At 59.7% G+C, this 20,896-nt stretch carries 13 protein-coding genes; 6 read left to right on the top strand and 7 right to left on the bottom strand.

From position 1 onward, the window contains the following. The first annotated feature begins 5 nt into the window (after positions 1 to 5). The 3 genes from malQ (at position 6) to CENROD_RS06550 (ending at position 2,267) form a co-directional block, all read left to right on the top strand. On the top strand, positions 6 to 1,526 hold the full coding sequence (malQ, locus tag CENROD_RS06560) for a 4-alpha-glucanotransferase (protein ID WP_022773079.1): 1,521 nt from the start codon (positions 6 to 8) through the stop codon (positions 1,524 to 1,526). 125 nt (positions 1,527 to 1,651) lie between these two features. Then, positions 1,652 to 1,966: a BrnT family toxin gene (locus CENROD_RS06555; RefSeq protein ID WP_022773076.1), complete on the top strand. Its 315-nt coding sequence runs from the start codon at positions 1,652 to 1,654 to the stop codon at positions 1,964 to 1,966. After that, positions 1,932 to 2,267 (top strand): BrnA antitoxin family protein, encoded by a 336-nt coding sequence (locus CENROD_RS06550; RefSeq protein WP_051360433.1) that lies wholly within the window; start codon positions 1,932 to 1,934, stop codon positions 2,265 to 2,267. The genes CENROD_RS06555 and CENROD_RS06550 overlap by 35 nt, the downstream gene beginning before the upstream one ends. A 58-nt stretch (positions 2,268 to 2,325) precedes the next feature. Here CENROD_RS06550 and CENROD_RS06545 read toward each other — a convergent pair whose 3' ends face one another. The 6 genes from CENROD_RS06545 to CENROD_RS06520 form a co-directional block, all read right to left on the bottom strand. Next, positions 2,326 to 3,759, bottom strand: a complete 1,434-nt coding sequence (locus CENROD_RS06545) for a DUF4139 domain-containing protein (RefSeq protein WP_022773070.1) — start codon at positions 3,757 to 3,759, stop codon at positions 2,326 to 2,328. Positions 3,760 to 3,951: 192 nt separating this feature from the next. Beyond that, entirely contained in the window at positions 3,952 to 7,809 is a 3,858-nt protein-coding gene (locus CENROD_RS06540; RefSeq protein WP_022773067.1) for an Eco57I restriction-modification methylase domain-containing protein, read from the bottom strand. A 44-nt stretch (positions 7,810 to 7,853) separates the two neighbouring features. Next, entirely contained in the window at positions 7,854 to 9,947 is a 2,094-nt protein-coding gene (gene glgX, locus CENROD_RS06535) for a glycogen debranching protein GlgX (RefSeq protein ID WP_041193345.1), read from the bottom strand. A 124-nt stretch (positions 9,948 to 10,071) separates the two neighbouring features. Further along, entirely contained in the window at positions 10,072 to 12,264 is a 2,193-nt protein-coding gene (gene glgB / locus CENROD_RS06530; protein ID WP_022773060.1) for a 1,4-alpha-glucan branching protein GlgB, read from the bottom strand. 13 nt (positions 12,265 to 12,277) lie between these two features. Further along, a complete protein-coding gene (locus CENROD_RS06525) occupies positions 12,278 to 14,704 on the bottom strand; it encodes a glycogen/starch/alpha-glucan phosphorylase (protein ID WP_022773057.1) in 2,427 nt (808 codons plus the stop codon). Positions 14,705 to 14,888: 184 nt separating this feature from the next. Beyond that, positions 14,889 to 17,186 (bottom strand): NADP-dependent malic enzyme, encoded by a 2,298-nt coding sequence (locus CENROD_RS06520; protein ID WP_022773054.1) that lies wholly within the window; start codon positions 17,184 to 17,186, stop codon positions 14,889 to 14,891. Positions 17,187 to 17,462: 276 nt separating this feature from the next. Between CENROD_RS06520 and CENROD_RS06515 the strand changes: the two genes are divergently transcribed. The 3 genes from CENROD_RS06515 (at position 17,463) to CENROD_RS06510 (ending at position 20,621) form a co-directional block, all read left to right on the top strand. Then, positions 17,463 to 19,082 carry an ATP-binding protein gene (locus tag CENROD_RS06515; RefSeq protein ID WP_022773051.1) on the top strand — a complete coding sequence of 540 codons (1,620 nt, stop codon included), beginning with the start codon at positions 17,463 to 17,465 and terminating at the stop codon, positions 19,080 to 19,082. Between the two features lie 207 nt (positions 19,083 to 19,289). After that, positions 19,290 to 19,490, top strand: coding sequence for a hypothetical protein (locus tag CENROD_RS13075; protein ID WP_022773048.1), 201 nt, complete (start codon positions 19,290 to 19,292; stop codon positions 19,488 to 19,490). Between the two features lie 42 nt (positions 19,491 to 19,532). Then, the gene (locus CENROD_RS06510) at positions 19,533 to 20,621 is read left to right on the top strand and encodes an FIST signal transduction protein (protein WP_022773045.1); all 1,089 of its coding nucleotides are present in this window, start codon (positions 19,533 to 19,535) and stop codon (positions 20,619 to 20,621) included. Positions 20,622 to 20,657: 36 nt separating this feature from the next. On the opposite strand, the gene CENROD_RS14325 is transcribed toward CENROD_RS06510, so the two are convergent. Next, positions 20,658 to 20,834: a hypothetical protein gene (locus CENROD_RS14325; protein WP_022773042.1), complete on the bottom strand. Its 177-nt coding sequence runs from the start codon at positions 20,832 to 20,834 to the stop codon at positions 20,658 to 20,660. Between the last annotated feature and the right edge of the window lie 62 nt (positions 20,835 to 20,896).

Raw genomic sequence — 20,896 nt, 5'->3', positions numbered from 1 at the left:
TCGCGATGGATTTCTTTGAACACCAGCGTTGTTCGGGGGTGTTGCTGCACCCTACATCCCTGCCGGGGCCGCACGGGTCGGGCGATTTGGGCCCTAACAGCTACTACTTCGTCGATTGGCTCCACGCTGCGGGGCAGAGCTTGTGGCAGACCCTGCCTGTTGGCCCGGCGGGGTGTGGGGATTCGCCCTACATGGGAACGTCCGCCTTTGCCGGGAATCCCCTGCTCGTGGCATTCGAGCCGATGGTCGTTCGCGGCTGGATCGACGGGCACGCGCTGCATGCGACGTTCTCGGCCGAGCGTGTGCAGTATTCCTTGGTCAATCCCTGGAGGTTGGCGCGGCTGCGGGAGGCTTTCGAGGGGTTTGAGCGCAAGGCGACGGAAGAAGACCATGCAGCGATGCGCAGTTGGGCCAAGACGCAGCGGCACTGGTTGGACGACTACGTGCTCTTCATGGCGATCGATCACGCCATGCTTCCCGCGCAGTGGCCCGAGTGGCCGAGGGAGTTGGTCCAGCGTGACCCACAGGCCTTGCAGCAGGCGCGGGAAGACCATGCGGCGGAGATTGCGTTCTGGACTTTCGTGCAGTGGCAGTTCGACGTGCAATGGAAGGCGCTCAAAAGCTATGCCCATTCGCGGGGGGTGCGGATCGTGGGCGATATGCCCATCTTCGTGGCGCACCATAGCGCGGATTGTTGGGCACGGCCCGACCTGTTTCAGCTCGACGAGAAAGGCCACACTACCGTGGTGGCTGGGGTGCCGCCGGATTTTTTCTCGGCGACCGGCCAGCGTTGGGGCAACCCCTTGTACGACTGGGGCGCGATGCAGGCGGACGGCTACCGCTGGTGGGTTGCGCGGGTGCGGCGGCAACTGGAGCTGGCGGATGCCGTGCGCATTGACCACTTTCGCGGCTTCGTCGACTATTGGGAGATCCCCGCCGACGAGCCGACCGCGATTGCGGGACGCTGGCGTGCAGGGCCGGGGATGGAGCTATTCGAGGCACTGACCCGCGCACTGGGGGAACTACCCATCATTGCCGAGGATTTGGGGATCATCACGCCGGAAGTGACCGCGCTGCGCGAGCGTATCGGGCTACCCGGAATGCGCGTGCTCCAGTTCGCCTTCACCGAGGATATGGATCACCCCTTTCTGCCGCACAACTATGAGGCGAACACGGTGGTGTACATCGGCACCCACGACAACGACACGGTGCAGGGATGGTGGAAGGCGTGCAGCGCCCGGGAGCGCACATTGGCCAACCTCTACCTTGATGTCGAAGACCGGGAAGTGCATTGGGCCATGCTGCGTGCGGCGGCACTATCGGTAGCGCGCATGGCGATTTGCCAGTTTCAGGACGTGCTGGGCCTCGACACCACGCACCGCATGAACACCCCGGGAACGACGGGGGACTGCTGGTCGTGGCGCTTTCAGTGGGAATGGGTACACCACGACATGGGAGAACGCCTGCTGCGCTTGACGGCGGTCAGCGGACGCTGCCCGCTCGATCGGATCCATTTGCCGCATTGAACCCAGATAGTCCATGAGGCGCACCTTCGGTGCTGTTTGCCTCGCCACTGCATCCACCTGCCCTGCAAACCCGAATGAACAATCTGGGTGGAATCTAGGATGATTAACGCATCTACACTTATTGGATGAACACGCGCTACTTCTGGGATGACGCCAAGCGGCAGGGCAATCTCGAAAAGCACGGCCTCGATTTCTCTGACGCTGATCTGGTGCTGACGAGCAACTACCGGCTGGATTTGCCCAGCGAAAGGAATGGCGAGCGACGGGTGCAGTCCTTTGCTTATGTGTTCGAGGTGCTCACGGTGTTGACTGTGGTGTTCCTGCCCGGTGCGGAAGGCTTGCGCATCATCAGTTTTCGCCGGGCCAACCGTTCAGAAAGAGAGGTTTACCATGACTGGCTCGACCATGACTGGCTCGAAAATAACGGCGATGACATCTGAAGAAATGCGCGCCCGCCGCGCCTGTGGCGAGGCTCAGACCGATTGGGCGCGGCTGCATCGCGAGCAGAAGGCGGACGCTGAACCCGAAGAAGACGAGGATTCGCCCGATGCAACGGCAGCCCTGCGCGAAGTCGTTACTCGCCGCAGGGCGGGTCGGCCAGCGGGCAGCGGCAGCAAGGAACAAGTGGCAATCCGCTTCGACCGGGAGGTTCTGGCCGCCTTTCGCGCTGCTGGGCCAGGCTGGCAGACGCGCATGAATGAGGCGCTCAAGGATTGGCTCAAGACGCATATACCGGCGTAGTGCCACGAGAAAGAGCAGGGAATGGGGGTTTGCCTTGATGGTTTGATTGTTCCCACCATCAATACCGCACCAAACACCGGTATTCCAACGTACTGCTCCCTTGCGGTGGAACGCGGACCTTCCACACTGCGGTGTGGCTGGCGTCTTTGCTGTGCGGGTGACTTTCGCTCAGGATTTGCCAGTCTCCGGGCATCGGTTCCTGGACGGTCACGGTGACGGCCTCCGATTTGGCATTGCGCAATACCACTTGGTAGGCGCTTTCGAACCGGTAGTTGTACTTTCCGCTGGCGCTCAGTTTTTGGAAATCGGTTTGCTTTTTGTCGGCAGTCACGTCGAAAGCGTCGCCCAGTTTCAGGCGTACTTTTTCGTTTTTGGGCGTGTGGTCCATCGTGTCTTCGCCAATGAATTGCCCGTTGCCGGAACGGTCTTTTTTGTATACGCGAACCACGCCTTTGGGTAAAGGCATTCCGAGTTTTTCGCTTTCCTTATTTTCAAATTCCAGAAATACGCCAATTTTGATTTTCTGGCCGATATTGCCGTAGCTGCTTTGGTAGTAATAGTCATTGCCACGCAATAAATATTCTTTGCGTACCGGCACCCCGGCGGCGGAAAGCAACGCCACCTGTTTGGTCTGGTTTTCGGCAATCGTGGTGGGCCGGTCGAGCGTATACAGGTGGTATTCGAACAGGCTTTCTTCCGTCATCTCTTTGCTGGCTGCAGTCACTGCGGGGGCAAGCATGGCATCCATCTGCGCTCTGCCTCTGCGCTGTGGGTGAACTTGATGCACATCGCCGGCTACCAATTGCAGTCGCGCATTGTTGTACGTTGCGCCACTGGTGTTGGTGAGCGTGACCCATCCAGAAATGTCGAATTGGTCCTCGTTGGCATGTAGTTCGAGAACATAGTCGGCTTGCCAGGCTAATCCACCGGTCAGGTAACTCAATTCGACATTTTGTTCTGGAGCACCTGTGTTGTCCAGCAACATGACCAGCGTGGGGCGGTCTCGCAAATTGGCCGGAACGTTGCCATACACGATGCGACCGGGAATACCCGTTTCAATACGGTCGCCGATTTTCAGCACTACGCCCTGGTTGGCGGCAAGCACCTGCGCGGATTCGGTGGTTTCTTGCCCTGCAGGCGCGTTGCGGATGATTTGTACGGTATGCCCAACGTATTTCTCCAGCAATTTCTGTGGCGTCAACAAATCGAAATCAAAGTTCTGTTCCAGCACAGACAAACTTCCGGGTGCGCTCACGCTACGCAACAAGGCAGTTTCCGCCCGCATTTTTGCGCTGATATCCCGAAAAGCGAGCGTGGATGATCCATGGGGCAGATGGACCGTGCGTTGGTCTTTGACGAGCGCGAGGTTTTCGTTGTAAATGGTGACGGACACTTCTTTTTGGTCGCTCAATGTGCTGCGTTGCTCTGCAGATTGGGCCGAAACATTGCTAACCAATATCAAGAAAATCGAAGCGATCAGAAATGGTTGCATGGTGAATCCTTGTAGGCTATGGTCAAAAAGAAGAATGTGATTTTGCATTGCGCACAATGGTAGTGCGCAATATGCTTTTGTGCGTTGGTAGCGCGCTGCTGTGTTGTGAAGGCTTTATGCGCTTGGAGCATGTAGTAGGTGCGACGCCAAGCTGCGATGGTGTCTGGTGGTGGCTGGCCGATGGGGGCTGGCTCAGCGCAGCAATGTCAGGTATTCGGGCCGTTTGGTGGCCATGCCGGGGAAGCTGCGCAGGATATGGCGGAATTCTTCGGGGGTGATGCCGTAGAGGCGTGCGGTGATTTGGTCGTTGTGGGCGCGGAGCTTGTCGCGGGCTTTGGCGGTGGTGGGGACATCAGTTTTTTGCACTGCGCAGAGTGGCGCGAGGTCGGCGAAGTCGTCCCAACTGGAGGCCAAGGTCAATAGCATGGCGTTGCGGGCGAGCTGGGCGTAGTCGGGGTTGGCGCGGATGGCTTCATCGCTGGGCTGAGGGATGGGCAGGCGGTAGAGGTAGGTTTGGTTGACGTTGATTTGGATCATCTGGCGTGCAATCCAGTCCACGATCAAGCTGTTGAACCACGCCAAAGCAAACAGCAATCGCAGGGGTGAGGTGCCGATGGCGGTCACGCCCCCCTGTGGGATTTGTGCATAGGTTTTGCAGATGCAGTAGTTGAGGGAGTTGCCCACGCCACAGTGTTTGGGTAGCAGGGTACCGATCAGGGTCCGCTCATTGGTATCGCTGGCGATGGCGCGCAACGCCAGCCGCACGAATTCCCGGTCAAACCGCACCGACGTTGCGTACTGGGCGACTTTGTTGCCTGTCAGGCCCAAGTCCTGCGCCATGCGATGCAATTCCTTGCTTCGCAGCCGTTCGTCGAGCGCAGAGGGATCGAGCCAGTACCGGGGCTTGGCATGGAGATGGCTGAATTGCCAGATCATCTTGCCCTCGAACAACGGCAGCAGGTCGGGCGCTTCCTGCTCGATGAACAAATCCCGGTCCTGCGTCATATCCAGCTCGCGGCGGAAGTCCAACCAATCAGCGGACAGCGCCGGGAAAGCGCCATAGCACTTGCGAAGCAAGGGCAGATCGGCTGCATCGTGCAGCTCCATCAACGCCCATTGTTCTGGGGAAAGGGCTTGGATGGTGGCCAGGGGGTAGGGAATGTGGGTCTGGGGTCGGTGCAGGTCGTCGGGGTCCAGCATGTAGAACGCCGTATCGATGATGGGCGTGTAGTCGGCGCTGGCTGCAACGGGCGGTGTGTTAATCACCTGCACCATGGCGAATTTGTAACTGCGATGCACGTCCAGAAAGATGGCTTTACGGTTCTCAAAGCTGTAGAAGAACGGAACCTGGCAGTGCGTGAAAAGGTGTTTGCGCAGGATCGTCGATCCTTCCTCGAACATCAGCGCGCTGGGCAGCACGTAACTCAGGCTGCCGCCCTGGTTGAGCAGGGCGAGGTTGCGTTCGACGAACAGGCGGAAGAGGTTGCCGTCGCCGGGGCCTTTGTTGAGGGGGAAGGCGGCCTTGTAGTACTCGTTGTGGACTTCCATCTGGCGCTGCGCATCGCGGTATTCGGCGGCGATGTGGGGGAATGCGAGCAGGCGCTTGCGAACGGCGTCTTTCTGCGCCTTGGAAAGGCTGCGGTAGTTGCTGTGGTACTGGGGGAAGCAGTCGGAATCGGCGAACTTGGTTTTGTCCCAGGGCGGGTTGCCGACGATGATGTCGAAGCCTGTGTTCGTCCCCGCTTTGACGGACCCCGCGAAGGCTTCGGGGAATGCGACTTCATAGTGGAAGAAGTGGAACCGCCGCGTCATGTCGTCGATCTGGTCGAGCAGCGGGTTGCCGCGTTCGTCGAACAACTTTGTCAGCAGGTCTGGGGTTTTGTCGAGGGCCTCGCAGTCCGCAGTGCGGCCTTCGGCAAGCAGAACCCGGCGCGTGCAGACGAAGCTCAGCGCACGGGAGAGCAGGGCTAGCCTCGGGGCGATGCGGGCGTTCCAGAGATGCTTGGAATGTTCGACCTCGGATGCCGTCGTATCGTGCAGGGCGTCCAGCTCCTGCATGACGGAGCGCAGCTCGTCGAAGCGAGCGCCGAGCGTGCCGACGAAGAGATCGTCCTGCCGCAGCGCGGTGGCATGGAAGTCGAGGAACTCCTGCACGCTGGCGCCGAGCAGGGCGTTGCCATGCTGGATATGGTGTTCGATGAAAGACAGCGGCGTGCCGAAGAGGAAGGTGTCCATCCACAAGCTCAGCCGCGCTAGCTCGATGGCAAAGGGATTCAAGTCCACGCCAAAGATGCAGCGTTTGAGCAGAGCGCGTTTCAGAATCTTGGCATCGTCAGGGACGTAGTCGAGGTTCAGCAAAGCCAGTTGCCCGGCGATCTTGGAACGTTCTTCGGCGACGAGCTGCTGCAAGTCGGCATCGGTATCGAGCTGTTCCATGGCCAGGTCGGTCAGGTAGCCGAGCGCTTCGACGAGGAAGTGGCCGCTGCCGCAGGCGTTGTCCAGAATGCGCAAGTTGATCAACGGTTTGCCGAGGTTCCGGGCCTGGTCGATGGCGGCTTGGACGAGGGGTTGTGACAGCGCGGTCGGGGTGTAGAAACTGGCGGAGGCCTTGCGGGAGTTGTTGGCGCTTTTGAGGTAGACCTCGCCTTGGGCGATGTGGATTTCGCGCAGAGCGCGGAAGCCTTTTTCCTTGCGGAGGCAGGCGGCGTCGTAGGCATCGAAATAGGCTTCGATGGATTGGCCGCGTGTGGCGGAGGTTTCGTATTCGAGGTAGACGGCGTCCTGATCCGCTCTGGCGAAGCGGAATTCGAGCAGTCCTTCGTAGATGCGCCCGAGGTGTGTGACGCTCATGTGACGGAAGTCGCGGCGCGTATCGAAAAGGGTGTTGCCCTGGTGGGTGCGGAAGAAGAGCTTTTCGAGGACGGCGCGCAGCGTGGCGTTGTCGAGGATTTTGGGCTGGAGCAACAAAGGCGCACGCTGCGCATGGAACAACCCGCCGTTGAAGAGGGGGACATCAATGTCCGGCGCGCCTGTGTCGAGCATGCAAAAAAGCAGCTTGAGGGTATAGAGGCCATCATGCTGGGCGTTACGGATTCCGTCCAGATTGGCCAGGCTCCGAAAGAGGTTTGCGAGGCTGTAGCGCTGGTAGAAGGGGTGCAGCGCAAGGAGTTCGCGGTTTTTGTCCTCGAAGTAGACGATGAACAGAAGCCGGAAGAGGAGCACGACGCTGTTTTGGTAGACGCTGGCCAAATCGGCATCGGGGTTGGCGCGGGCGATGGCGCGGCCGAGGATTTCGAAGAGAGAGTCTTCGCCGTCGTAGCCGTAGATGACGGCTTTGAGGTTTTCTTCGACTTCGAGGGCGACGCGGGCGGATTCGGCGATGGCCGCTTCGATGGCGGTGGAGGCGCCTGTGGCGCGGGGAGGGGCGTAGGTATCGCGGCCAAAGAAGAACGCGAAAAGAGCGAGTGCGCGGGATTTTTCTGCGGGGTCGGTCAGTGCGCAGAGTGCCTGGAGGTCGAATTCGAGGAAGGTTTTGCGAGCGGTGATGCGGTCGGTGTCGTAGACGCGCCAGAAGCGGCCGTTGGTGAGAAAACCGAAGCGGACGCGCAGGGTGCTGAGGTAGTCCTGCAACTGGTGGTGAGGGTTGTAGGTACGGTCGGCCTTGCCGGTATCGAGGGGGATGCCCCATGCCTTGGATTCGCAGATGGCGGCGATGAGCGAGGGGTCTTTGCTGGCAAGGAAAGCGCCGTCCTGCCCAGGATCGCGCAGCAGACACCAGTCCGGCTTGGCGACCTTGCCTTGGACGGTGAGGATTTGCTGGACGATGCCGACCCAGCCCAGTTGGGCAAGAAGAGGGCCGATGAAACACTCTTCGAGCTGCGCCTCATTGCGCTGGCTTAAGGTGTGCGCGTCGAAGTGCGCGGCGAGCCAGGATTCGAGACCGTAGGGGATGGGTCGCTCGGCCAGTTCCAGGCTCTTGGCGGTCAGGTAGCTGTCGTCGAGCAGGGCATTGACCAGCCAGGTGTTGGCGGCAAATAGCGTGGATTGCATGGCGCTGGTTCCCTTCCGTCGCTCCCACAACGGGTATGGACTCCTCACCCCCGCTGGGGCTGCTGTTGCAGGAGCATCAGGCTATGGGCTTCGACCGTGATGGGCTGGTCCGTGGGGCCGGGCAGCGTGGTCGTTCCCTGGGGGTGACTGGTGTCGAGGACGCACCGCCAATGTCCTCGGGGTAGTTCGAAGAAGATGGGGCCAGTAGTCGGATTGAAGAGAAACAACACAGGGTGGATGCTGCGCCCTGGGCTGCGAATCAGGCAGGCAAGGGCCAGCATGTCATGGCGGTGCCAGTCTTCGTGGTGCAAGGGGGTGCCATTGGCATTCATCCATGCCACGTCGGGAATGCCATTGGCATCCGAGGTACCGCTGTACCAGGCGTTGGCAAAAGGTTGCAACTGGTGCCGCAGTGCGATCACGCGCTGGGTGAATGCGAGCAGGTCGTGATCCATCGCGAACCAGTCGATCCACGTGGTCGTGTTGTCTTGGCAATAGGGGTTGTTGTTGCCGTTTTGGGTATGGCCCACCTCGTCGCCAGCGCAAAGCATGGGGGTACCCTGGGCCAGCAACATCGTGGCAAGCAGGCTGCGTTGCAGTCGCTGGCGCAGGCGGTTGACGGCGGGGTCGTCCGTAGGGCCTTCGACGCCGCAGTTGCAGCTTAGGTTGTTGCCGTGGCCGTCGCGGTTGTCTTCCCCATTCGCGTGGTTATGCCGCTGGTCGTAGGTGACGAGGTCGTGCAGCGTGAACCCATCATGCGAGACCACATAGTTGATCGAATGGGAAGGCGAGCGGCGGTGGCGTTGGTACAGGTCGGAGGAAGCGCAGAGCCGCATCGCGAACTCCCCCCGGTGGCCCGATGCAACGGGAAAGCGCGAGGCGCTCTGCACCCAGTACCTGCGCATGCTGTCGCGAAACTGGTCGTTCCACTCGTGCCAGCTTTTGGGAAAGTTGCCCACCTGGTAGCCGTTGGGGCCGATGTCCCAGGGTTCCGCGATCATCTTGACGTGGCAGAGCACGGGATCCTGCGCGATGGCCATGAAAAACGCATGATTCGGCGTGAAACCGTTGTCGTCGCGGCCCAGCACGGGGGCCAGGTCAAAGCGGAAGCCATCGACGTGCATCGTCGTGACCCAGTAGCGCAGGCTGTCCAAGACAAGCCGCAGCGTGTAGGGGTGCTGGATGTTGAGCGTGTTGCCGCAACCGCTGTAGTTTTCGTATTGCGAGGGCTGGCGGGGAACCAGGCGGTAGTAGCTGGGGTTGTCCAGCCCGCGAAAGCTCAGCGTGGGGCCGGCGTCCCCGGCCTCGGAGGTGTGGTTGTAGACGACGTCGAGGATGACCTCGATACGTGCGGCGTGCAGGTTCTGCACCATCGTGCGGAACTCGTCATTGGGGGACAACCCCCCGAATCCGCTACATAGGCGCGGGTTTGGGCAGAAGAACCCGATGGTGTTGTAGCCCCAGTAGTTGCTCAGCCCCATGTTGACGAGGCGCTCTTCGCTGAGACAGTAATGCACGGGCATCAGGCTGATGGCCGTCACGCCCAACCGACGGAAATAGTCGATCGACGTCTGGTGCCCCAACCCGGCGAAGGTGCCGCGCAGCTCGGGTGGCAGCAGGGGCTGGAGCTTGGAGAAGCCCCGCACATGGCATTCGTAGAGCAACGTATCCGCCGGGCTGAGTCGCGGGGGGCGGTCGTTCTTCCAGTCGAAGGTGTCATGCACCACCCGCGCCTTGAGTGCGATGGTGGCGTTATCGCGCGTTTTGGCATGACCAGGGTACGAGGCCTCTGGGGTGAAATGCTCGTCGCCCCAGATGAAGTCACCGATGATGTCGCGTGCGTAGGGGTCGAGCAGCAGCTTGGAGGCATCGAAGCGCAGCCCACGGTCGGGCCGCCATGGGCCATAGGCGCGCAGGCCATAGACCAGTCCAGGCTTGGCATGGGGCAGATAGCCGTGCCAGACGTCGTTGGTACACGCAGGCAGACGTATGCGTGCGGTTTCCCGGCTGCCCAGCTCGTCGAAGATGCAGACGTCGATGGCCAAGGCGTTGGCGGAGAACACGGCAAAGTTGACGCCCTGGCCGTCGTAGGTCGCGCCCAGCGGCCATGGCCTGCCGTATTGCATGCTGTACAGCATTTACCGTGCAAGTCGCGAAGCGGCTTCTCGAAGCTCCCTTCGCCCGCAGGCGGGAGAGGGGAGGGGGGTGAGGGAAACGGCCATGACTGTCATGATTCGGGGCGTCTGCGCAATGTCATGGCCGTTAGCCCATCCACTCCAGAAACACGGCAGCCAGCGGGGGCAGGGTCAATACCACGGAATGCGGTTGGTTCTGCCAGGGTTCCGCAGTGGCCTCCACGGTGCCCAGACCGTCCGCAAAGGCATGCACGCCACTGCCGCCAAAGCGCTCGGCGTCGGTGTCGAGCCGCTCCGCATAGCCGCCCGGTCTGGGCACGCCCAGCCGGTACCCCGTCCACACGACTGGGGTGAAATTGCATACCACGACGACCAGCGAACGATCCCCCACGCCGCGCCGCGCGAAAGCAAGCACGCTGTGCTCGGCGTCGCCGTGATCGATCCAATGGAAGCCGTCGGGAACGAAGTCTTGCTGGTACAACGCCGGGGTATTGCGGTAGAGAGCGTTGAGCTCGCGAACGAGCTGTTGGATTCCCGCATGGGCGGGGTCGTCGAGCAGGTGCCAGTCCAGGCTGTGTTCGTAGTTCCACTCGCGATCCTGCCCGAACTCGCAGCCCATGAAGAGCAGCTTTTTGCCAGGGTGGGCGTACATGTACCCCAGAAAGACGCGCAGATTGGCGAATTGCTGCCAGCGGTCGCCCGGCATCTTGCGCAGCAGCGAGCCTTTGCCATGGACGACTTCGTCGTGCGAGATAGGCAGGACGAAGTTTTCGTGGAAGGCGTAGACCAGGCCGAACGTCAGCTCCTCTTGGTGGTATTTGCGGTGCACGGGGTCGCGGGCCATGTACGAGAGGGTGTCGTGCATCCAACCCATATTCCACTTGTAGTGGAACCCCAGCCCGCCGGTGTACGTGGGGCGGGAAACGCCGGGGTACGCGGTCGATTCTTCGGCGACGGTCATTGCATGGGGGCATTCCGCGCAGACGATCTCATTCATGCGGCGCAAGAACGAGATGGATTCCAGGTTTTCCCGTCCGCCATAGACGTTGGGAATCCATTCCCCCGGCTTGCGGCTGTAGTCGCGGTAGAGCATCGACGCAACGGCATCGACACGCAGCCCGTCCACGCCAAAGCGCTCCAGCCAGTAGAGCGCGTTGCCCAGCAGGTGGTTGCGCACTTCCGTGCGGCCCAGGTTGTAGATGTAGGTTTTCCAGTCGTTGTGGAAGCCTTCGCGCGGGTCGGCGTATTCGTACAGGTGCGTTCCGTCGAAGTACGCCAAGCCATGGGCGTCCCCCGGAAAGTGCGCGGGAACCCAATCCAGCAGCACGCCGATGCCCTGTGCGTGGCAGCGTTGCACTAGACGCGCCAGCCCGTCGGGGTCTCCGAAGCGTGCAGTCGGCGCGTACAGCCCCAGCGGCTGGTAGCCCCACGACCCGTCGTAGGGGTGTTCGCTGACCGGCAACAGTTCGATGTGCGTGAAGCCCATGTCCTGCACGTAGGCGATGAGCGACTGCGCGATCTCGTCCCAGTCCATGCAGCGGTTGCCGTCCTCTACGACGCGCTTCCACGAACCCAAATGCACTTCGTAGATGCTGATCGGCGCATCCAGAGCATTCGCCTGTTTGCGCTGAGGGGGAACGCGCACCGGGGGGGGCAAGGCGCGCACCACGCTGGCTGTTGCCGGGCGCAGCTCGCATTGCAGCGCGTAGGGGTCGGAGCGCAGAGGGAGGATGCTGCTGCCCGCGTGGCCGTCGTGCGCAAGGATCTCGTACTTGTAGACAGCCCCGGGGTGGACGCCGGGCAGGAACAGTTCCCAGATTCCGCATTCCTGGCGCAGCCGCATGGGATGGCGGCGTCCGTCCCAGTGGTTGAAGTCGCCGACCACGCTCACGCGCAGGGCATTTGGCGCCCACACGGCAAAGGTAGTGCCGGTCACATCAAGCAGAGTGCGGGGATGCGCGCCCATCACCTCGAAAGGCCGCAGGTGCGTGCCTTCGGCAAGGAGCCAGACGTCCATGTCGGAGAGCACCATCGGAAAGCGGTATGGGTCCTCAATGATGTCGTACACCTGCCCAGACCAGCGCACGCGCAGGCGGTACGGATCTGTGATGGCGATGGGCACTTCGCCTGCAAAGAACCCGGGGGCCAGCTTGTCCAGGCTGGCCAATTCCTTGCCATGGCCATCCACCACCGCCACGGATGTCGCGGTGGGTAGAAAGGCCCGCACGCAAGTGCGAGCGTGGGGGCCATGGTGTGGCCCCAGGATCGAGAAGGGATCGCCGTGGCGGGCCTGGCAGATTGCGGCGATCTCGGACTGCATGGTCACCAAGGCGTCAACGCAGGTCGGGTTGCACGCGCCAGATGCGGCGTGCGTATTCTTCGATCGCGCGGTCGGAGGAGAACATGCCCATCCCGGCTACGTTGCGGATGGCCTTATTCACCCACAGCTCGGGCTGGCGGTAGACCTCATCGACTTTGGTTTGCATCGCCACGTAGGAGGCATAGTCCGCCAGCAGCATGTAGTGGTCTCCCTGCCAGACGAGGGTATCGACCAGCCCACGGTAGCGGTCAGGTTCGTCGGGCGAGAACTGCCCGCTGGCAATGGCGTCGAGCACGGCCTTGAGCGCGGGGTTTTGCTGGTAATAGTCCACGGGGTGGTACCCCGCGATGCGCAGCGCCCGCACTTCCGGGGTCTTCAGCCCGAAGATGAAGATGTTTTCGTCACCCACGTTCTGGCGAATCTCGATGTTGGCGCCGTCGTCCGTGCCGATGGTCAGCGCGCCATTGAGCGCCAGCTTCATATTGCCGGTGCCCGAGGCTTCCGTGCCTGCCGTCGAGATTTGTTCGGAAAGGTCTGCGCCGGGCAGGATGATTTCTGCGACAGACACCCCGTAGTTCGGCACGAAGACGACTTTGAGGCGGTCACCGACGCGGGGATCGTTGTTGATCGTCGTGCCAATGTCGTGGATCAGGCGGATGATCGATTTGGCAGTTTGGTAGCTTGATGCCGCTTTGCCCGCAAAGATGACCGTGCGTGGCACCCAGTCTGCCTTGGGGTCGGCCAGGATGGCCTGGTAGCGGGTGACGACATGCAAGACGTTGAGCAGTTGGCGCTTGTATTCGTGGATGCGCTTGACATGCACGTCAAACATGCTTTCGGGGTTGACTTCGATCCCCGTGGTGTGCGCGATGTGCTGCGCCAGCCGCGCCTTATTGGCGCGCTTGACAGTCATGAAACGGCGAACGAAGTCGATGTCGGCCAAGTGGTTGTGTAGCCGTTGCAGTTCTTCCAGGTGCAGGCGCCAAGTCTGTCCCAGCGTTTCGTCGAGTAGCTCGGCAAGCCCATGGTTGGCTTGCGCCAGCCAGCGCCGGGGGGTAATGCCGTTGGTCACATTGGTGAAGCGCTCGGGCCAGATGGCCGCGAAGTCGGCAAAGACTGTCGTCGTCAGCAGCTCGGAGTGCAGCGCCGAGACGCCGTTGATATGGTGGCTGGCAACGACGGACAAGTGCGCCATGCGAACGCGGCGCTCGCCGGAGTCGTCGATCAGCGAGAGCCGCTGGATGAAAGGCTTGTCGTTGGGGCGTAAGCGAGCGGCGTAGTCCAGGAATTCCTTGTTGATGCGGAAGATGATTTCCATGTGGCGCGGCAGCACGGACTGCATCAGGGCCACGTCCCACGTTTCCAGCGCCTCGGGCATCAGGGTGTGGTTGGTATACGAAAACACGGCTTTGCACAGGTTCCACGCCTTGTTCCACGGCATGGCCCGGTCGTCGTGGAGGATGCGCATCAGCTCTGCCACAGCGATGGCGGGGTGCGTGTCGTTCAGGTGGATGGCGACGTGTTCGGCAAGGTTTTCCAGCCCGGGGTGTTCTTCCAGGTGGCGGTGGATCAAGTCCTGGATCGACGCGCTGACGAAGAAGTATTCCTGCTTGAGCCGCAGCTCGCGACCGGCGGGCGTGCTGTCGTTGGGGTACAGCACCCAGGAGATGTTTTCGTACTCGTTTTTGGTGCTCGCTGCGCGGCCATAGTCACCGAGGTTGAATGCGCGCAGGTCGATGAGGTCGGGGGCCACGGCCTTCCACAGCCGCAGCGTGCTGACCTTGTCGGTACCGTGCCCAGGGATGACCATGTCATAGGCTTTGGCAGTCACTTCCCCGGCGGGTGCCCAGCGGGCGACGTCGTTTTCGTGCGTGACCCACCCGCCGAAGCGGACGGGGTACGCGATGTGGGGGCGCGGGAATTCCCAAATCGTCCCGTCCTTGAGCCAGGAATCGGGGTTTTCCATCTGACAGCCATTGAGGATGTGCTGCGCGAACATTCCGTACTCATAGCGAATGCCATAGCCAAAGGAAGGCAGCCCCAGCGTGGCCATCGAATCGAGGAAACACGAGGCCAGTCGGCCCAGGCCCCCGTTGCCCAGCGCAGCGTCCAGCTCCAGGCTGGCGATGTCTTCCATGGATTTGGCGCGCTGCATCAGCACGGTGGCGGTCTCTTGCGTTAGCCCCAGCGCGGCGAGGGCATTGCAGAGCGTGCGCCCCATCAGGAATTCCATCGATAGGTACACCACGCGGCGAGCCTTGCCGTTGCGTTCCTGTTCCTGGTTTTGTACCCATCGTTCACTCAGCTCGGCGCGTGCGATGTGGGAGACGGCCTGCACCAAATCGACTGGGGTGGCGCGTCGGGGTTCGACGCCGATGGTGTGCAGCAGATGGTCGTCCACGAGCTGGCTGAGCGAGGCGGGAGGGGGGGAAGCGTTCATGATCGATCCTTTCGGTCAAGAAAAGCCGCGCAGCACACCAACTACACCTGGCGTTCCATCACACCGGCGGCAGGGAGGCAGCGGGGAGCGGAGGAAAAAAAGGGGGGAAAGAAAAGCGAATACCCCGCCATGGGCGGGGACACAACAAAAAGCGGCCACAAGGGCCGCAGGGTTCCGTTCCGATTTAGCGGACAGCGCCGACTTCGGCGACGGCCAGCGCGCTCATGTTGACCACACGGCGCACGGTGCTGGACGGAGTCAACACATGCGCCACGCCGGCGGTGCCAAGCAGGATAGGCCCGACTGTCACCCCATTGCTGCCAGTCATCTTGAGGACGTTGAAAAGGATGTTGGCTGCGTCGAGGTTCGGGCAGATCAACACATTGGCCTGATCGTGCAGTGTCGAAGCGGGCAGGGCGGTTTTGCGCACCGATTCGCTCAACGCGGCATCGCCTTGTAGTTCGCCGTCGCATTCGACGTTCGGGCACGCAGCGCGGAACAATTCCGTGGCGCGGCGCATCTTGCGCGCTGAAGCACGCTGCGAAGAACCATAGTTGGAGTGCGAGAGGAACGCCACCTTGGCGGTCAGGCCGAAGCGCCGCACTTCGTCCGAAGCCATTTGCGCGATGGCGCAGAGTTGCTCGGGGGTGGGGTCTTCGTTGACGAAGGTGTCTGCCACAAAAATGCAACGGTGCTCCAGCATCAGCGCATTGAGCGTGGCCAGCACTTCGGCGCCCTGGCGCAAGCCCAAGATGTTGCGTACGTGGGACAAGTGCGTATCGAAGCCTCCGTGCAGGCCACAGAGCATGGCGTCGGCTTCGCCGAGCTGCACCATCAGCGCGGCAAGCACCGTGGGGTCATTGCGGACGATAGTCTGCGCGGCGTGAGGCGTGATGCCATCGCGCCCCATCTTCTGGTGGTAGGCATCGACGTACCGTGCGAAGTCCGGCGCCTCCTGTGGGTCGATGCATTCGAGGTCGCGGCCCACCTGCATTCGCAACCCTGCCTTGGCGATACGTGCCTGAATCACCTCGGTGCGGCCGATCAGGATGGGTTTGACCAGCGCGTTTTCGGTAACGACCTGCACCGCACGCAGCACGCGCTCGTCTTCGCCTTCCGCGTAGACCACGCGCTTGGCCGGGGCATTGCGTGCGGCGTTGAAGACGGGTTCCATCAACAGGCCGGTGGAATAGACGAATCGCGCAAGCTCACGCCGGTAGGCTTCCATGTCTTCGATCGGGCGCGTGGCCACGCCGGACTTGCGTGCCGCTTCCGCCACGGCGGGGGCGATGCGCAGGATCAGGCGGGAATCGAAAGGCTTGGGGATGATGAATTCCGGCCCAAAAGCCAAGTCTTGCCCGGCATAGGCGCTGGCTACTTCCTCGCTGACGTCGGCCTTGGCGAGTTCGGCGATTTCACGCACGCACGCCAGTTTCATTTCCTCGGTGATCTTCGTCGCACCGCAGTCGAGCGCGCCACGGAAGATGTAGGGGAAGCAAAGGACGTTGTTGACTTGGTTGGGGTAATCCGACCGGCCCGTGGCGATGATGCAGTCTGGCCGCGCTTCCTTGGCCAGTTCGGGGCGGATTTCCGGCTCGGGGTTGGCAAGCGCCAAGATGATGGGCTTGTCAGCCATCGAACGCACCATGTCCGGCGAAACGACCCCCGCCGTCGAGCAGCCGAGGAAGACATCGGCGCCACGCATGGCATCTGCCAGGGTACGCATGTCCGTGTCTTTCGCAAAACGCGCCTTGGATGCGTCATAGCCGCCGGGGCGGCCCGTGTAGACGACGCCTTTGGAGTCGCAAATCACGATGTTCTTGACCTGCACCCCCAAGCCCACCATCACCGTAAGGCAGGCTATCGCCGCCGCCCCCGCGCCGGAAACAGCCACGCGAACGTCGGCGATGTTTTTGCCGACGAGTTCGAGCGCATTGAGCAATGCTGCGCTGGAAATGATCGCGGTGCCGTGCTGGTCGTCATGAAAGACGGGGATGCCCATGCGCTCGCTGAGTTTTTGCTCAATGTAGAAGCACTCCGGCGCCTTGATGTCTTCCAGGTTGATGCCGCCGAGGGTGGGTTCGAGCGAGGCGATGATGTCGATGAGTTTGTCGGGGTCATGCTCGGCAATTTCGATGTCGAAGACGTCGATCCCCGCGAATTTCTTGAACAGGCACCCCTTGCCTTCCATCACTGGCTTGCCGGCGAGCGGGCCGATGTCCCCCAGGCCGAGCACGGCCGTACCGTTGGTGACGACGGCCACCAGATTCCCCCGACTGGTGTATTCATGAGCCAACGCAGGGTCAGCCTGGATTTCCAGGCACGGGTATGCCACGCCGGGGGAGTAGGCCAGCGAGAGATCACGTTGGTTGTGCAACGGTTTGGTGGCATTGACCGTGATCTTTCCATGCCGTGGAGTGCGGTGGTACTCCGTCGCGGCATCGCGCAGGGCCTGCTCTGCGGGGGACAGCTTGTTGCTCATGAAGGCTCCTTGGGGAAATGAAACGGGCGCTACTGTACTCCCGCCGAATTCCTGTATCGTCTGCCCATCCGCACACGGAGTAGCAAGGCTGGAAAGCAAGGAACGGCGCGGGTTGCAGGGGGTGCAAGGTTGCAGGGGCGCGCCCGAGAGTGCTGCTGGCGGCACCCCCAGATTCGTTGCCAGTAGCGCAATCGGGTGCGTAGCGCGCTCCCCCACAGGGCGAACTCCATCGAAGGCACAAATACCACGAAGGCACAAATACCAATATGCATAACGATGTCACGCAGTACACAAGCGGTCAACGGAGGAAGCCAAGTCTTGCTATGGGATAAGCTGCAAAAAATGAACCGCAAAAAACTCCCAATCGGAATTCAGACATTTCGTGAAATCATTGAGGATGGGCATTATTACGTTGATAAAACTTCCTATGCCCTGCAATTGATTGAACAGGGCAAATACTATTTTCTTTCTCGCCCACGCCGCTTCGGGAAAAGCTTGTTTGTAGACACCCTGAAAGAATTGTTTGAGGGAAACCAGGCATTGTTCATGGGTCTGGCCGCTGAAAACCGCTGGGATTGGAACAAAAAACACCCCGTGATTCGCATTAGTTTTGCAGTGGGTGTATTTCGCAACCGTACTGAACTGGATCAGCGCCTGTATGAGATTTTGCTGGATCACCAGAATACGTTGGGTGTGCAATGTCAGCACCACAGCCTGGGTGGACAGTTTGAAGAACTCTTGGCGCTTGCGCATCGAAAAACAGGCCAGCGCGTCGTGGTGCTGGTAGATGAATACGATAAACCCATCTTGGATAACCTCGAAAACCGGGATGCAGCCATTGCCATGCGCGAGGGGCTGAAAAATTTTTATTCTGTGCTCAAGGGCGCAGACCAACATATCCGGTTTCTTTTTATGACCGGTGTCTCCAAATTCAGCAAAGTCAGTTTGTTTTCGGGGTTGAACAACCTGATCGACATTACCTTGGAATCTGAGTACAGCGATCTTTGCGGGTACACTGACGACGACATCGACACCGTATTTGCTACGGAACTACCCACTATTGATAGAATTATGTTACGTGACTGGTACAACGGCTACAACTGGCTGGGAAGATCAGTCTATAACCCGTTCTGCGTCTTGCAACTGTTCAGAACCAAAAAATATCACCCCCATTGGTTTGGAACCGGCACGCCGGAATTTGTCATCAAACTCCTGCGCCAGCGCCAGCAATTCACGCCGGATCTTTCGCGCATGGTGGCGTCGAGCGCCTTGCTCTCGACTTTTGACGTGGATGACATGCCGCTCGAAGCCCTGCTGTTTCAAACTGGCTATTTGACCGTTGACAGTTGTGATGACACGATACCGGGCCAGCTCCAGATCACCCTGAAATACCCGAACAAAGAAGTCCAATCCGCCCTGAACACCAGTCTGTTGCAAGGCTTGACAGGAAACCATTCAGCGCCCGTGCAGAACATCCACCGATTACACCACCTGCTCAAACAGACGGATTGGGAAGGACTAAAAATACTCTTCCAAGCCTTCTACGCTAGCATCGCCAATGACTGGTACCGAAAAAACAATTTGGACAGTTACGAAGGCTACTACGTCAGTATCTTCTACAGTTACTTTGCGGCATTGGGGTTTTATATCAAACTGGAAGACCCGACGAACTTGGGAAGAATCGACATGACGGTGATAGACAACGGACAAGTCTATCTGTTCGAATTCAAGGTAGTGGACACAGAAGAACCTCAGGGCAAAGCCCTGCAACAAATCAAAAATAAAGGCTACGCAGAAAAATACCAAAATCGGGGCGAACGCATCCACCTGGTTGGGGTGGAATTCAGCAAAATCAGTCGGAACATCGTGGGGTGGGAATGGGAAACGCTACCGTAGCGTCGTTGCGCACTGCCTTGATACTTCTTGGATGGCTATGGGTGTGGAACGTAGGTGGGCGGAGAACTTGGAACCCTTCTAGACTCCAAACTATGTTGGTGAACGGTAATTTTCAATATATTTCCTAAATTTAGAAATCACGTGTTGGCCGTTGGTTGGATATTTCGTCCAGCCGACATTTTTTGTTCTTACTTTTTGGAGTATGCTGTGGCTGGAAAAGTACATGAATTGATAAAAAAATTGATTGATAAAAGATCAAAAGGAAATCCTGTGGTCGCCAATATGGTCAAAACCAAATTGTTATTGAAAGGCATCCAGATAGAGACTTGGACACCGCTATCTCCAGATGATCCCAGTGTGATAGCAAAAATACGTGCTATTGCGGCAGACATGGGACATGCTGTCTAAGCGTATCCATCATGTGATTGACATACTTCAAAGGAAACAAAAATGATCAAAATCGCGTCTTCCAAAAATCCAGAAACGCTTGCTGCGTTGCAAGAAATAGCCACTGCCCTGCAAGGCATTACGCCCACTTTGGTGGTTGTCTTTTATTCCTCGCACCATGCAGCACAACAGGTGGCTGATCAGGCGCGCAAGGTCTGGCCTCAGTCGCAAAGTCTGGGGTGTTCCACATCGGGCGAGATCATTTCGCAGGAGATGATGGACGGAGGCATGGTGGCCATGGCTTTTGACGCTGCAACCATTCCTGAAGCACGTGTGGCCGTCGTGGACGACATCGGCGATGCGGCCAAAATCAAGTCGGTATGCCAGTCCCTGGGTGACGTGCTCCATGCCGATATAGATCAGTACATTGGCTTGGTGCTGATGGACGGAATGTCCGGCAAGGAAGAATTTTTCCTGGATCATCTCGGCAATCTGACCGATTTGCGTTTCATAGGCGGTTCGGCCGGTGACGATTTGGCCTTTCAAGCCACGACGGTTTTCGCCAATGGCGTGGTGTACGACCATGCAGCCCTTTTGGCGGTGCTGCATGCGCCGGCGGGTATTCGCGTCATCAAAACCCAATCGTTTTGCAAAACCGGGAAGACGCTCACACCCACGCAAGTCGATGCCAGTGGTCGCCAGGTGCTCCAGTTTGACGGCAAACCGGCGGGGTGTGCGTACATGGAAGCGGTGGGCGCCAGTAGCTTGGAAGAAGCAGCCAAGCGGTTTATGTCCAGCCCCCTGGGGTTGATGGATGGGGAGGAACCTTATGTCCGCTCACCGCAAACTTTTGACAACGAAACATTGAAGTTTTATTGCGCCGTCAGCCCCGATATTCCGCTGGACCTTCTGCAATCGACTGACATCCTGACCGACACGCGCAATGCGCTGGCAACAACCAATGCCGATGGAAAAGTGGCGGGCATTCTGCTGTTCCATTGCATTCTGCGAACGCTGGAATTGAAATCGCTGAACAAGACAGCGGAGTTTTCCGGGCTGTTCACCGTGCCCACCGTGGGCTTTTCCACTTACGGCGAAGCGGATATTGGCCATATTAACCAAACGGCAACCATGATTGCCTTTTTGGAATAAGGCGCAGAATCCATTTTGATATTGCGCTACGCATTCTCAGAAGCTGCGAATCCCGGCGGTTGCATGGCCTCCAGCCCATCCTCGGTGGTATAGGCTTGATCCGCCCGGTTGGGCTTGCTCGTGCAGCTCTGGCGTCCGCCAATGCTGTGATGCCCAGCCTTGGCGTACTTTGTCTACCTCGGAACCGGCCTTTTCGGCTGCTCCGATCAGCATGAACAGGGTTTGAGCGTTTTGTTGCGGCACTCGCTGACATGGGATGCCAGGTGCCGTCTGCA

Source organism: Candidatus Symbiobacter mobilis CR (assembly GCF_000477435.1).
GTDB lineage: Bacteria > Pseudomonadota > Gammaproteobacteria > Burkholderiales > Burkholderiaceae_C > Rhodoferax > Rhodoferax mobilis.
The sequence above is the reverse complement of the archived record's forward strand: the minus strand, read 5'-3'. Positions and strand labels throughout refer to the sequence as shown.